The sequence below is a fragment of the Cytobacillus sp. ABV4_503 genome, assembly GCF_056158445.1.
On sequence record NZ_JBSWTH010000001.1, the window covers coordinates 487875 to 502080 of the forward strand.

Below are 14206 nucleotides of genomic sequence, written 5' to 3' on the forward strand. Positions count from 1 at the left end.
GGCACAGAAATTGCATCTGTAGAAAACGAAAAAATTATTCTGCAGAAAGAGGGATCACACAATGGAAAAATTAATTATTACCGTAGCCCCAACAGGAGCACAAACCACTCGGGAACATACGCCTTATGTGCCATTATCGCCAAAAGAGATTGCGGATTCTGTATATGAGTCATGGAAAGAGGGGGCGGCTATTGCCCATATTCATGTAAGGGATCATCGGGGAGAAAATACACTTAACCTGGATACGTATAAAGAAGTCATCGACCGGGTCCAGGATAAATGCGATATTATTTTAAATTTAACAACTGCCGGGGGAATCGGAAATCGTGATGAAGATCGATTAAGAGTGTGTGAATTAAACCCTGAAATGGCTACCTTTGATGCAGGGACCATGAACTTTGGCCCGGGTGTCTTTCACAATACGCCTGAGTTCCTTGAAAGATTGGCGGCTGTTACGAAAGAACGGCAAATCAAGCCGGAAATTGAGATTTTCGATGTTGGCATGATTCACAATACGTTAAGGATTGCTAAAAAGGGATTGATTGACGATCCATTCCATTTTCAATTCGTACTGGGTGTGCATGGAGGTATGCCGGCAACTCCTAAAAACCTGATGTTTTTAATAGATAGCATTCCAGTAGGTTCTACATGGTCGGCAATTGGCGCAAGTAAGGATCAGTTAACCATCAATACGATGAGTATTCTATTAGGCGGGCACGTGCGGGTTGGAATGGAGGATAGCGTCTATTTTCGAAGAGGTGAATTAGCAGAAACGAATGCTCAATTCGTGAAACGAATAGCTAACCTGGCCCAAACATTGGGAAGAGAGGTTGCCACTCCAGCTGAGGCCAGAAAAATCTTGGGGATAGATAAGCTGAATAGAGGCAGTCTGGTTACATCCCTGAAGGGTGTCCAAAACTAGATCAAGTGACAAGAATAGGGGGAATAAAGATGAATATTGCGATTATGGGTGCAGGCTCTTTAGGGACAATCATTGGAGCACTAATGGCGGAAGGGGGAGAAAAAATAGATTTAATCGATATTAATGAAAGTCATGTAAATAGGCTGAATCAATCCGGTGCAAAGCTTTCAGGATTTATAAATAAGACGGTTCCTGTCAATGCCTTGACACCAAATCAAATAAGCAGCACATATGATTTAGTATTTCTATTAACCAAGCAGGTATTTACCTATGAATCTCTCCATCAATTGCTTCCTTATCTGCATAAAAACAGCATCGTCTGTACGCTCCAGAACGGAATCCCTGAAGAACATGTTGCATCCATTGTTGGGGCCAGCAGGACGATTGGCGGGGCTGTTGGCTTTGGAGCGACATGGAAAGGCCCGGGCGAGTCTGAACTCACCACCGAATGGGAGACTGTAAAGAAATATGCATTTGAGATAGGGGAAACGGACGGAAGAATCACGTCCCGCTTATCAGAAGTAAAAGCAGTATTGGAACATGTCGGCTATTGCAAGATCACGTCCAATATTAGCGGTATTAAATGGACAAAGTTATTAATGAACACAACCTTCAGCGGAATGTCTGCGGCACTGGGCTGTACGTTCGGCGAAGTTCTGTCAAATAAGGAAGCAATGACCAGTTTAGCTTATATTGCAGATGAAACCATTAAAGTGGCACATGCGCAAGGGATTCAATTAACCAATATGCAGGGAAAGGACATGGAATTCCTGGAACTGAAGGTAGGTCAAAAGGTTAGTGAAAAAATGGGCTTTTACCATGAGGTTTGGTCTCCTCACAGGAATCTTAAAGCGAGTATGCTGCAGGATTTAGTCCGTAAAGTAAAGACTGAGATTGACTTTATTAATGGCCATGTTTCAGAAAAAGGAAAAGCTTTTGGCATTCCAACTCCTTTTAACGATTTAGTCGTCGAGCTGGTATCGGAAGCGGAGAATAGGAAATCAGTTCCTTTGTTTTCTGAAAATTTACCCTTTTTCGAATCCTTGAATGTGGTAATGAAAAATAAACCAAGTGAACTTGTAAAGGAGAGATAATCCATGGCTATAGCATTGTTGATTTGGGGTGCCACAATCGCTTTTTCACTGATCTGCGGTACGATTCTTTGTTATAAAGTCGAAAAATCAAAAGTGAAACGCTGGGGATATTCCGGCAAATTATTTAAATAGGGGGTGGTGACAGTATGTGGTATATCGCTGTATTTGCATTTTATTTACTATTTATCGTGTGGACATGTCTGAAAAGCTTGAAGAATGTTGAATCCATGTCAGACTTTACAACCGGCGGACACCGAATGGGCTTATTTATTGGTGTTGGTACGTCTGTTGCAACATGGGTCAGTGTTGCCTCTGTCATGGGGGTTCCGGGTTATTTATATAGTTCGGGAGTGGCGGCCATCATAGGATGGGTTGCGGGATGGTTTTTTGGTACCGCTTTAATTCCGATTGTTGCATATAAAGTCAGAAGACCTGAATCGCCGGCAAAAACTTTCCCTGAATTTATTCATCTCCGGTATGAACCATTAAAAAAGAATAGCCAATTGCGGACGCTGGTTGCGGCACTTATGCTTGTTGGATATTTTGTTTTTACGCATCTGCAGGTAGTCGGGTTTGGAATTGTTTTTTCAACTATTACAGGCATGAAATACGAAATAGCCATTTTTGCTTTTCTTGTTTTCCTTCTTTTTACAAGTATAGGAGGCTTCTGGTCCGTTGCTGTCACAGATACCGTGAACACCATTTTAATCATTTTGGGTGTGGTTTTAGGGGCTGTCGCTGTATTGTTTGCAGCAGGGGGATTCTCCAATATTTATGATACTCTGGCGGCTGCAACTGCCCCAACTGTTGTGGGAGGCGAAAGTCTATCAAAGGGTGTTTTATTGTCTCCAGTCGGAACCTTTGGCTTGGGTGCCCTTTTTTCTATTTTCATTTCCAATTCACTAGGGGCAGCCGTCTCCCCTCACTGGGTAGCAAGAATGCTGGCGCCTAAAAGCATTAAAGTAGCCATCATGCAGATGATGATCTCAGTCGTTTTGCTAATCGCCATTTTCGTTCCGTTAATCATTATTGGACTTGGTGCGAAAACATTGATTCCCAGCCTGCCGGCAGGCCAAACCACGGATTATATTATGCCGCTGGTGATCACGGAATATGCGCATCCTTTAGTGGGAGCACTAACTTTAGTCGCTTTATGTGCGGCAGCCGTATCGACTGCCAATTCCATGCTGCTGCATTGCGGGACATCGCTTTACTATGATATTTACAAAAATATATTCACATCGAAAACAACGGAGGAGAATTCAAAAAAGCATTTAAGATATACCGTTCTGGCACTTGGTGTTTTAGCGGTACTGAGCGCGATTAAACCGCCCGTGCTGCTGGCAATGGGATTCACGTATGTGTACGGAGGATTTGGCGCAGCTTTCTTCTTTGTCGTCTATTTAGGATTATATTGGAAGCGCATGAACAGTGCAGGTGCATATGCCAACATCATTGTTGGTACCCTGGTATATATCATTGCGAAGGTATTGGGAGCAACTAATCCATTTATCATTGCTCTGGCGGCCGCATTTGTAAGCGTTTTAATTGCGGTTAAAATTGGCAAGAAAGCACCGCTTGAAGCGTATGAACCCTATTTTGAAAGCGAAATAAGCAGCTCGACCAAAAAGGCTATCTCGGCCATTCAGGATGATTATGCTCCGGAAGAAAATGACCAAAAGGCGGTTTCCGGGTCGAAAGAGGCAGTTGAGGGATAAATAGGAGATTGAGAGATTTTAATGAAAGGAACATAAAAATGAAATTATTAGGGAAGGTTGCTGTCATTACCGGTGCAGGGCAAGGCATCGGTGAAGCCACAGCTAAGAAATTTGCAGAAGAAGGAGCAAAATTAGTCTTAGCTGATTTAAATGAGCAGAATCTGATGAACAGGGCAGAGGAAGTTAGAAAAGCCGATGGAGAAGCCATCTATGTTGTATGCAATGTGGCGAATCGGAATGAAGTCAGTCGGTTATTTGAAGAAACGTTAGTTCAGTACGGACGTGTAGATATTGTCATAAACAATGCCGGTATTGTTCAAGATGCACAGCTGACAAATATGACAGAGGCCCAGTGGGATCATGTCATCGATGTAAACCTAAAGGGTGTTTTCAATGTCGGCCAGTATGCGGCAAAAATAATGAAAGATCAGGGGGAAGGAGTCATTCTTAATGCCTCTTCGGTTGTGGGAATATACGGCAACTTTGGCCAGTCCAATTATGCTGCAGCTAAATGGGGAGTAAACGGAATGACTAAAACGTGGGCGAAGGAATTGGGGAAATCCGGAATTCGAGTCAATGCCATTGCCCCCGGATTTATTGAGACGGACATGACCAATGTTCTGCCTGATAAGGTAAAAGACATCATGAAAGCAAAATCACCCTTGAATCAAATGGGCAGACCGGAAGACATAGCAAACGGCTATGCCTTCCTGGCCTCAGAAGAAGCGCGTTTTATTGCTGGAGCGATTTTGAGTATAGATGGGGGACTTGTTATCTGATTTAGTGACTGACACTACCCGAAAAATCTTGTTTCACAAAAGTTTTATGAGGATAGTTCTGAAATGGGTAAGCCATTGTTTTATTTAGAAAGAAGCAAGAATCAATAGAGGTATAGTCAGGCAGAGGTGATGTCTGGTTATGCCTCTTTTTTCTTTGTTTAGGGACAGGATCCTTTATTAGGACAAAGAACCTGTCTCTCTGTCCCGATAAATCTCATATTCTGTTAAAATATGAAATTTTTCAGCAGCATTTTTCGCGAAAAATAGTTCTTTTTTACCGTGAGAATAGGTGTTAATCAGGTCTTTTGATTCTTATATGAAAAATTTGGATTTGATACCTTTATAGTGTATTAAAAAAATTCTGAATAATATAACTAGGAGGTAGGGGATGAGGATTAAAAGATCAGCATTGGCCTTATTAATGTTCATGCTAATGTTCTCCAGTTCGGTGTCAGGGGCCGCTTTACCCGAAAAATCACCGAGCACCAAGGGAGAAGAAAACCGCAGGACCATCCAGGAAATAAAGAAAAGTGAATTGGACAAGCAGTACAATAAAACAGATATAGTCAGGGTCATAGTCGAGATGAAGACAGAGCCATCTGTCCTTTATGCCCAAAAGCAAAACAAGAAGTACAAAGAACTTCCAGATGCAACGAAGCAGAAGCTGAAAAATGAAAAGCTGTCTGAACAGCAGAAGGTAAAGGATCGTGCTAAAAAGAATAAAGTAAAGATGATAGAACGCGAAAGTTTTACTACGATAGTAAATGGCTTCAGTGCTGAGATGATGTATGGAGACATTGAGCTTGTAAAAGAAATGCCGGAAGTGGCAGAAGTACAAGTGGTCAATGAGTACGAAAAGCCGCAGGAAAAGCCGGATATGCTTTACAGCAAAGAACTCGTACAAGCTCAGGAAGCTTGGCGTGATTATGGCTTTAAAGGTGAAGGAATGGTAGTCGGTGTCATCGATACCGGCATGGATCCTTCTCACCGCGACATGGTTCTGGCAGGAGAAACGGAAAAGGAATTAACGAAGGCTGAAATCTCGAAATTTAAGAAAGATAATGGTGTTCTTGGAAAATATTATTCTGAAAAAGTGCCATATGGATACAACTATATGGATGAAAATGACACGATCCGCGATATCGGCCCGGATGCATCCATGCATGGAATGCACGTTGCCGGAACTGTCGGAGCGAATGGCGATGAGGAAAACGGCGGCATTAAAGGGGTAGCACCTGAAGCCCAGATCCTTGCGCTTAAAGTATTCGGAAATGATCCGAATATGCCTTCTACATACAGTGATATTTATGTTAAGGCGATTGATGATGCGATTGTACTTGGTGCAGACGTTCTGAACATGAGTCTTGGTTCTACAGCAGGGTTCGTCAGCCCTGAATCAGCTGAGCAAAAAGCGATTGCAAGAGCTGTGGAAAATGGTATTTTAATGTCTATTTCTGCAGGGAACTCTGCTCACTTTGGAAATGGATTTGCAAATCCAAGCAGTGAAAACCCGGATATCGGCGTTTCCGGATCCCCTGGGGTATCCTATGATTCTCTGCAGGTAGCATCTATTGAAAATACCTTCATGGATCTGGATGCAGTGAACTACCAATTCGGTGAAGAGTCCGGAAAAGCTGCGTTTTTATCAGCTGGAAATGTTCATCCGAACGATGTTGAGACGAAAACATTTGAAGTGGCATACGGTGGACTGGGCAAGCCTGAAGAGCTGTCCAGTGTTGCAGGAAAATACGCTTTAATTCAGCGTGGGGAATTGGCATTCGTTGATAAAGCGATTAATGCCCAGAAAGCTGGAGCCCTTGGGGTCATTATTTACAATAATGCAGACGGATATGTCAACATGGCGAGCGATCCGTCCATTACCATCCCGCAGCTGTTCATGCTGAAGACAGACGGAGACAAGCTGGCAGCAGCGATTCAGGATGGGCAGACAGTCACTCTTTCATTTAACGGGGAAAAAACAAAATCAGCAAACCCTGAAGCAGGCAAAATGAGCGCCTTCACTTCTTGGGGATTAACGCCTAACCTGGACTTCAAGCCTGAAATTACAGCTCCGGGCGGACAAATTTACTCTACTCTTGAGAATAACCAGTACGGTATGATGAGCGGTACCTCCATGGCAGCTCCTCATGTTTCCGGTGGTGCGGCACTTGTTCTTGAGCGTGTTGATACAGAGTTTGGCGTAACCGGCTTTGACCGAGTCAACGTTGCAAAGAACCTGATGATGAACACAGCGGCGCCGGTCATTGATAAAGGAACCGTAAACAGTGCATTTAATTGGAATATCCCTTATTCTCCACGCCGCCAGGGTTCCGGCATCATGCAGCTTCATTCGGCATTATCTTCTCCTGTTATCGTAACGGAGGCTTCAACGAATGAAGGGAAAGTGGCTTTAAAAGAAGTGGGCAATACCTTTGAATTCACGTTAAAAGCTCAAAACTTCAGTGATGAAGATGTGGCATATGATGTGGCAGCAAATCTGCAGACTGATTTTGCAGCCTATGGAGAGATGGGCTGGGCAGCGGATGAGCTTGAAGCCCAGAAGATTTTAGATGCTTCTGTAAAAGTGGATGGCCAGGATTCAGCAGAGGTAACCGTTCCTGCGAATGGCTCTGTTAGCTTTAAAGTAAGTGTGGATGTCAGCAATGCAAAAGTGGTAGAACCTTCGATAACAGGAGATTGGGAAACTCCTCTGGACATCAACGAGGTATTTCCGAATGGTTACTTTGTTGAAGGGTATGTTACTTTGAAAGATTCAACTGACGTGAACCCGCAATTAACGGTTCCTTACGTTGGCTTCAAGGGTGATTGGGATAAAGCTCCGATCCTTGACGGCATGAAGTATGATGACAATTCATTCTACGGAATGGCAGGAGCTGTTTCTGAAACAGCCGAGGGCTATTCTTACTTGGGATATGATCCGGTAAATGACGCATTCAGCGGAGACGCAATCGCCATTTCTCCGAACGGAGACAAAGTTCAGGATCAATTGATCCCGGTTCTTTCATTCCTGCGAAATGCTAAACAAGCAGAATTCGCGATTACGGATGAGGATGGAAAAACACTAAGAAAGCTGCGAACGGAAAACAGCCTTCGCAAACATTATTACGATGGAGGACTTGGTCCGAATTATACACTTAACCCGAATTGGGGCTGGGATGGTAAAATCAGCAATCAGCTTGCACAGGATGGACAGTACTATTTTGAGATTAAATCTGTTATCGACTATGCAGGCGCTGAATGGCAGTCCGTGAAAATCCCTGTAAAAGTGGACACGGCTGCGCCAAGCGTTCAGGCTGAGCTTATCGAAGGAAACACAGCATTAAAGCTGGAAGCTGCTGATAACCCTGACGGCTCCGGCATTTCGTATATCGATATTTTCGTAGATGAAGAGTCTATTCTGGAAGAAGCGCTAAGCGGAGATACTGATGAATTTACACTTCCGGAAGAATTGGAAGCTGGCACAAATGTTAAGGTTGTAGCCTATGACTTTGCCGGAAACTCTTCCGAAGCAACTGTGGAAGTGGGCGAAGTGAGCAATGACAAGACCGTTCCATACGTGTACCTCGTAGAGCCTGAGGCGCTTGAAGTATACAACACAAATGAACTGAATGTCAGCGGCACGATTAAAGAAGAGTCTGGCATGAAGGAATTCACCATTGCCGGAACTCCTATTGAGACAACTTACAACGAAGCAAAAGGCGAATATGAATTTGAAACAACGATGACGTTTGAAGATGGCGTTCACAGCCTGGAAGTGAAGGCAGTGGACACTGCGAATAATGCGATTTCCTTCAAACGCACGATCCTAGTCGATGCGACAGGACCAACTGTCGAAATCGATGGTCTGCCTTCAAGCAAATACATTAAACATAACAAGAAAGACCCTGTCATCAACATCACAGTGACAGATAACTTTGACCAGCTTCGCTTCTCTCAGGACGGCAGCGAGCTATTCTACCAGGAATTCCAGGAGCCTTATGCAATGAGAGGCATCGAAAAAGAGTTCAAAAAGATTAAACTCTCATTGAAAGAAGGCTTAAACGTCTTCACATTCGAAGCAGAGGATCTGGCCGGCAATAAAACGACCAAAACAGTCGAGCTTTATAAGCTGAAGAAAGGCGAGCAGCCACCGCAGAATCACGAAACCCCTGATGGCCCGGCAAAGCCTGGAAAAGGGAATGGGAAGCAAGATAAATAAATAGGTTTGGAGAGACCCGGATTCCTTTTGAGAGGAGCCGGGTTTCTTTTTGGGGAGTGGTTTGCAAATAGGAAGGGGGAGCTTGCAAATAGATGGGGGTGCTTGCAAATAGATGGGGGAGTTTGCAAATAGGAAGGGGGAGTCTGCAAATAGGAAGGGGGAGTCTGCAAATAGAATGGGGAGCTTGCAAATAGGAAGGGGGAGTCTGCAAATAGATGGGGGAACTTGCAAATAGAATGGGGGAGTCTGCAAATAGATGGGGGAGTTTGCAAATAGAATGGGGGAGCTTGCAAATAGGAAGGGGGAGCTTGCAAATAGATGGGGGAACTTGCAAATAGAATGGGGGAGTTTGCAAATAGATGGGGGTGCTTGCAAATAGAATGGGGGTGCTTGCAAATAGGAAGGGGGAACTTGCAAATAGAAGGGTTGAACCTGCAAATAGAATGGGGGAGTTTGCAAATAGATGGGGGAACTTGCAAATAGAATGGGGGAGTCTGCAAATAGATGGGGGAGTTTGCAAATAGAATGGGGGAGCTTGCAAATAGGAAGGGGGAACTTGCAAATAGAAGGGTTGAACCTGCAAATATAGTCTGAATTCATTAAATTTGGCGCGTTCGATTTCCAATAAGAGTACCCGAACGTGTGTTTTGCGAAAAAATTGCTGCTCACCAGGCATTATTATGGCAGGACATGAAACCTTCCGTCCAAAAAAATCGTAAAGTATCATAAAGGGGGGACTGGTTTTGAAAGAAAATAGCGGCAGGTTTGATTTTTACTCAGCCATCATTATTTCTGTAATTGCCATAATATTGATGATTCGAAACATGATAACGGGTATAGACTTCTTTTCCGTGACTAATGCTTTGGCAGTTTTTGCTCTCGTGGTTTCCCTCAGACATTTATATAATTTAACCATGTCATCCCAGAAAGGGGAATCTTCATGAATTTCTTAATCTTATCTCAATCCGGATTTAATGCTGGCGATATCTTATTTCAGCTTTTGGCATTTGCCTTTTTACTGACGGTTCCAGCGATTATCGTCATTCTATTTTTTATTTTCAAGAGAAGAAACGACAGGCTGAAGCGTGTGGAGGAAAAGCTGGACCGATTATTAGAGAATAAGGGTGATTAGGGGGATATGAAATTTACTCGTTTTAACTCAATCCCTGATGCAGAAACTTTAAAAGGGATTTTAGAACTGCATAAAACCATTTTTGGCGAATCTGATCATTTAGTCAGCAAAATGAAAAGCAAACCCCCATTGCTGGTGCTGACGGCTATGGATGGAGAAAAGGTGATCGGATATAAAATGGGGTATGCCATTGATCAGGGTACATTTTATAGCTGGCTGGGCGGAGTCGACCCTGATTACAGGAAAAACGGGATTGCTTCCATGCTGATGGAAAAGCAGCATGAATACCTAAAAGAAACGGGATATAAAGTGGTCAGGACGAAGACGATGAACAAATGGCGAAGCATGCTGATTTTAAATATTAAGCATGGATTTGATGTGATTGAAACTTATACTGATGAAAAAGGTTTGCATAAGATAATGCTGGAGAAACGATTACATAACTGAGGCTGCCTAAAATGGGCAGCCTCTATTTATTTGTTTATGAAATTTTCATAATTGATTAAAAATTTTTATTCACCCTGTCTTTTTTAATGGTTAATTTCGATTTTATAAGTGTGATCTAATCGTAATTCCAAAAAGAATTTGAGGACGGTGCAAAAACAAGCGGGACGGATGTGGGGGTTCGTTCTCTTTGAGTTGGGGGACGCAGATAGGGGCACTAATGAGATAGAATCGTTCTCTTCGCAATATGGATAATGAACGGAACTAATCAAGCTGAATAGTACACTCAAATTTAGCAAACCGAAATTAAGCGCACTTAATTGTCACACTTATTCAACCTGTGACCAGAAAAGGGACAGGTTCACTGTCCCATCAGGTAGTTCTTAAATACCCCTCATTTTGAACATCTATATGAAACTTGATATCAGATTTCAAATTTGGATAGTAAATGGACCGCCAGTTTTTCAGCTCTTTTCGGTCAATTTTTGTGCGATACAATTGCCCCAAGCCCAGAATATCTGCTTCGCTTTCCTGGAGTTTGGCTAACATGCTGCTGAATCGGCTTGACAGGAGATGGCTCAATTCTTTTTTGATCATGGCACTGGATGTGTTTCCTCTTGTTTCGAGGACGACAACCTTTAGGTTTATTCGGCTCTGCAAAACTGGCTGCTTATCAGTCAAGTCAGTATGGTGGTCCATGGAGTTGCCGATAATCATGACACTTGCGTGATTCAGGACTTCAATTTGTCCATGGGTGCTTTCATTATTAAAAGCATTGAAAAGCAGAGTTTCATCATTGCTGATCTGCTCCACCATCTTTCCGTTTTTTATTACGGCAGAGCCGACTTGTTCGTAAGTTGTCGTTTCACCGGTAACAATCAGCGGGATGGCCACATCACGTGTATAGGAATGAATGCTGCGGTAGACTTCCCATATTCTTGTAAGGGCAATTTCCGGATTCCAGCCTGCATTTTTTTCGAAATAATCGAACATATTGGTTCCTTTAAGATTCTTTGATTCTGAAAGTATCGAAAAAAACTCATCCATGTTCTGGTCACAAATCGTGACTAGCGCTTTTGGGGATACTTCCCGTGATCTCATGAAACCGGCAATAATGTCCTTCATGCCTTCCTCAGCCGTTTTCCGCTCAATCATGATTACTTTTACATGAAGCAGGTCTACACTGGTCTCCATGTTTCGGCTGATGATATCGACCGCGTGGGAAATGGTTTCCCCAGTACCGGATACAATCTTTACTTCCAAAGACCCTTCCACAGGCTCAGGAATTTTTAGGAAAACCTTGTATTGATCATCTTCAACAGTAGAAATGCCAAGGACAACAGGAAGTGTCCGATGATTGATATCCCTAATGTCCCAGCAGCCGGTTAATGTCATCACTGCCAGAAGCAGACAGACCGTAATAGGGGCTTTAGATTTTACATTAAATCGTTTCATCTTTACCCTTCCTCTTCATGCGGCGTCCAAAGAAAAAGATTGAAAATGGAACTGCAATTAAAATGTAGAACCTCAGAAACGTATTCCACCAAAATAATTTCTCAACATCCTTCCAGTCCGGAATGAAAAAACATGAAATATAGACTGCGGCGGATAGCACGAGCAACAATTTTACCGGTTTAATTGAAGGAAGGTAATGACTTAAGATTCGAATTGCTTTCCAGGACACAAGGGCAAGATAAAGCATGATAAAGGAGATGAGGCTCAACAGAAAAAACATCGTAACCCTGTCGAACATCAGCCAATTAATATTGATGGCATCCACAGCCACAACATATGGAAGGAAGGTTGTGGCTGATGTTGCTTGCCCAAAAGTCAGGACCGGAATATAGACTGAAAAAAGGAAAAAGGGAATAAGGAATGCGGCGGCCCATAATACATATTTTCTGTCATAGGATAAATAAGGCTGGACAAAACCGAGAAACAGAAAGCCTCCAGAGAAAGCAAAAAAGCTTTCCAAGTATGTTCTCTTCATAATGAATCCGAGATCTGCATCTAAAGGAACAAAGTACCTCCAATCCACGTTTTGAAAAGAAGTGAAGAAAATAAAGATGATGATGGGAAGAAATAAAAGGGATAGGAGAAGGCCAGTGCGAAAAATGGTTTCGACTCCTTTGGCTGCTATATAGGTTGAAATAGATATCAATAAGAGCATGATGGCCCATAAGGGAGTGTTGGATAAAAAGACAATGGTGATGATTTCGGCATAAGCCCGGAGCGTTATCAATAAAATCATACTGAAATATAAGAATACCGGGGCAATAAAGAAGATAGCTGTCCCTTTTCCGATTCCTGCATAGATGCGAATAATGTCTTTTTTCGGAAAATAGCTTAGTCCCTTCATATAAATAGAGATGAAAATGAAATGAATGACCACGCCAACCAGAACAGGCAGCCAGTGGCCCTGTTCTGTACTTGAAATCACATTCCCGGGATACATAAAGAAAATCAGGCCCAAATGACTGATGACATACATCAGCATGACATGCAAACTTTTATCCGCCATTGCTTTCATTCCCTTTTAAATTTAAGTAGAGATAGGATTTGCCGTAGGTATTGAGGCTTGCCAGGTAAGCGCCAACGAAAACCAAGCCGGCAACCAGCCCCAGGATGCCAAAAATCGCCGCAAGGACCACAATGGCATATTTGAACAGCCGAATGGAAACAGAATTCTGAAAGCCGACGATGGTTGAGTTGGCAATGGTAGTGGCGGCAAGAATGATGATCAGCAGATTGCTGACTAATTTCGCTTCGACTGCAGCCTGCCCCAGGATAATACCCCCGACCATTGTAATAGTGGGTCCAATGGATTTTGGCAGCCTAACACTGGCTTCCAGGATTAATTCCAGAATAAGCAGCATGAAAATAATTTCCACCAATGCCGGATAAGGAACTCCTTCGCGGCTTTGGGCAACTGATAAAGCTAGCTGTATCTGCAAGACTTCAGGGTTTACGGAAACCAGTGCCACATACAGCCCGGGTGTTATCAGCGTGATTAAAATGCCGATGATTCTGATCGCCCGAATGGCTAGCATGATGGGGAGAGGAAAATTCCGGTCATTTTCAACAGCAAACATATCCCAGAGCAAATTTGGAAGAATCAGCGCAAAAGGCAATCGATCCACAAACAGAATGACTTTTCCTTTTTTCAGATTCTGGACCGCATGATGGGGCAGCTCAGTCGTATTAAATTTTGAAATAGCATTCCATGATGGAAACCCCAGCATTTTGGCGAGTCCCTGCAGATCACTTACTTCCATTTGCATATTTTTTTCAATATGATCACGTATGCTATAAATCAGCTCCATATCCGATTGGCCGTCTATATACAGCAAGGATATTTTGTTTTTGCGGCTGCGGCCGGCTGAAAAAGAGTCGACTCTGATTTCGTCCGAGTTCACCAGTTTTCGGACCAGGCCGATATTAGTATCGATTCCTTCTGTAAAGGAATCCAATGCTCCTTGAATAACATTTTCATTTGTGGGTGAATCAATCGAACGATCGAGCATAGCGGGTACAGGCTCCATAATGATAAAACGGGCGGTGTTTTCAAAATGGATAATCAGTTTTCCCTCATATATGGATGAAATGGCTTTCCGGACATCCCCTTCAATCACTTCCCCTATGGCCCGCCATAAATCCCCAGAAGGATGATTCTGAAAAAGGATGCTCTCGGCGTGCTTGTGAAGCACCGTTCTCGTTTTGATAAAATCAATGAGTGTATTAAATCCCAGCAGCATAACGGCTGCATCCGCAAGATAGTCCCTTTGAAGATGAAAATCGCCATTGTTCCCAAGCTCAGCCTTAATTTCATTAATAAATCGATCCATTGCGGGTTACCCCTTTATAAAGACATAAATATTATTAATTTTCGCTTTCTGGA

Annotated in this window: 12 protein-coding genes; 9 read left to right on the forward strand and 3 right to left on the reverse strand. The window is 43.0% G+C overall.

The genetic code is table 11. The features are described from left to right. The first annotated feature begins 61 nt into the window (after window positions 1-61). The 9 genes from ACXAD1_RS02540 (at window position 62) to ACXAD1_RS02580 (ending at window position 10311) form a co-directional block, all read left to right on the forward strand. Entirely contained in the window at window positions 62-922 is an 861-nt protein-coding gene (locus ACXAD1_RS02540; protein ID WP_206846092.1) for a beta-keto acid cleavage family enzyme, read from the forward strand. A 29-nt stretch (window positions 923-951) separates the two neighbouring features. Beyond that, window positions 952-2016 carry a ketopantoate reductase family protein gene (locus ACXAD1_RS02545; protein ID WP_474909378.1) on the forward strand — a complete coding sequence of 355 codons (1065 nt, stop codon included), beginning with the start codon at window positions 952-954 and terminating at the stop codon, window positions 2014-2016. 3 nt (window positions 2017-2019) lie between these two features. Continuing rightward, window positions 2020-2148, forward strand: a complete 129-nt coding sequence (locus tag ACXAD1_RS02550; protein WP_268891839.1) for a hypothetical protein — start codon at window positions 2020-2022, stop codon at window positions 2146-2148. A 14-nt stretch (window positions 2149-2162) separates the two neighbouring features. Continuing rightward, window positions 2163-3734 (forward strand): sodium:solute symporter family protein, encoded by a 1572-nt coding sequence (locus tag ACXAD1_RS02555; protein WP_206846096.1) that lies wholly within the window; start codon window positions 2163-2165, stop codon window positions 3732-3734. Between the two features lie 38 nt (window positions 3735-3772). After that, window positions 3773-4513: a 3-oxoacyl-ACP reductase FabG gene (gene fabG, locus ACXAD1_RS02560; protein ID WP_474909379.1), complete on the forward strand. Its 741-nt coding sequence runs from the start codon at window positions 3773-3775 to the stop codon at window positions 4511-4513. Between the two features lie 388 nt (window positions 4514-4901). After that, window positions 4902-8732, forward strand: coding sequence for a S8 family serine peptidase (locus tag ACXAD1_RS02565; protein ID WP_206846100.1), 3831 nt, complete (start codon window positions 4902-4904; stop codon window positions 8730-8732). Window positions 8733-9475: 743 nt separating this feature from the next. Then, on the forward strand, window positions 9476-9676 hold the full coding sequence (locus ACXAD1_RS02570; protein ID WP_370221927.1) for a hypothetical protein: 201 nt from the start codon (window positions 9476-9478) through the stop codon (window positions 9674-9676). After that, window positions 9673-9864, forward strand: coding sequence for a hypothetical protein (locus ACXAD1_RS02575; RefSeq protein WP_474909380.1), 192 nt, complete (start codon window positions 9673-9675; stop codon window positions 9862-9864). The genes ACXAD1_RS02570 and ACXAD1_RS02575 overlap by 4 nt, the downstream gene beginning before the upstream one ends. 6 nt (window positions 9865-9870) lie before the next feature. Beyond that, window positions 9871-10311, forward strand: coding sequence for a GNAT family N-acetyltransferase (locus tag ACXAD1_RS02580; protein ID WP_474909381.1), 441 nt, complete (start codon window positions 9871-9873; stop codon window positions 10309-10311). A 369-nt stretch (window positions 10312-10680) separates the two neighbouring features. Here the strand turns inward: ACXAD1_RS02580 and ACXAD1_RS02585 are convergent, their stop codons facing one another. From ACXAD1_RS02585 to ACXAD1_RS02595, 3 genes are read right to left on the reverse strand one after another with little or no spacing between them, the layout of a single operon-like run. Next, the gene (locus ACXAD1_RS02585; protein WP_474909382.1) at window positions 10681-11763 is read right to left on the reverse strand and encodes a Ger(x)C family spore germination protein; all 1083 of its coding nucleotides are present in this window, start codon (window positions 11761-11763) and stop codon (window positions 10681-10683) included. Continuing rightward, window positions 11750-12829 (reverse strand): GerAB/ArcD/ProY family transporter, encoded by a 1080-nt coding sequence (locus ACXAD1_RS02590; protein ID WP_474909383.1) that lies wholly within the window; start codon window positions 12827-12829, stop codon window positions 11750-11752. Before ACXAD1_RS02590 ends, ACXAD1_RS02585 begins: the two co-directional genes overlap by 14 nt. Next, a complete protein-coding gene (locus tag ACXAD1_RS02595; RefSeq protein ID WP_474909384.1) occupies window positions 12819-14153 on the reverse strand; it encodes a spore germination protein in 1335 nt (444 codons plus the stop codon). The genes ACXAD1_RS02590 and ACXAD1_RS02595 overlap by 11 nt, the downstream gene beginning before the upstream one ends. Between the last annotated feature and the right edge of the window lie 53 nt (window positions 14154-14206).

Coding starts and splice junctions, on each gene's coding strand:
- ACXAD1_RS02540 (WP_206846092.1), top strand. CDS start 62: ATGGAAAAATTAATTATTACCGTAGCCCCAACAGGAGCACAAACCACT.
- ACXAD1_RS02545 (WP_474909378.1), top strand. CDS start 952: ATGAATATTGCGATTATGGGTGCAGGCTCTTTAGGGACAATCATTGGA.
- ACXAD1_RS02550 (WP_268891839.1), top strand. CDS start 2,020: ATGGCTATAGCATTGTTGATTTGGGGTGCCACAATCGCTTTTTCACTG.
- ACXAD1_RS02555 (WP_206846096.1), top strand. CDS start 2,163: ATGTGGTATATCGCTGTATTTGCATTTTATTTACTATTTATCGTGTGG.
- fabG (WP_474909379.1), top strand. CDS start 3,773: ATGAAATTATTAGGGAAGGTTGCTGTCATTACCGGTGCAGGGCAAGGC.
- ACXAD1_RS02565 (WP_206846100.1), top strand. CDS start 4,902: ATGAGGATTAAAAGATCAGCATTGGCCTTATTAATGTTCATGCTAATG.
- ACXAD1_RS02575 (WP_474909380.1), top strand. CDS start 9,673: ATGAATTTCTTAATCTTATCTCAATCCGGATTTAATGCTGGCGATATC.
- ACXAD1_RS02580 (WP_474909381.1), top strand. CDS start 9,871: ATGAAATTTACTCGTTTTAACTCAATCCCTGATGCAGAAACTTTAAAA.
- ACXAD1_RS02585 (WP_474909382.1), bottom strand. CDS start 11,763: ATGAAACGATTTAATGTAAAATCTAAAGCCCCTATTACGGTCTGTCTG.
- ACXAD1_RS02590 (WP_474909383.1), bottom strand. CDS start 12,829: ATGGCGGATAAAAGTTTGCATGTCATGCTGATGTATGTCATCAGTCAT.
- ACXAD1_RS02595 (WP_474909384.1), bottom strand. CDS start 14,153: ATGGATCGATTTATTAATGAAATTAAGGCTGAGCTTGGGAACAATGGC.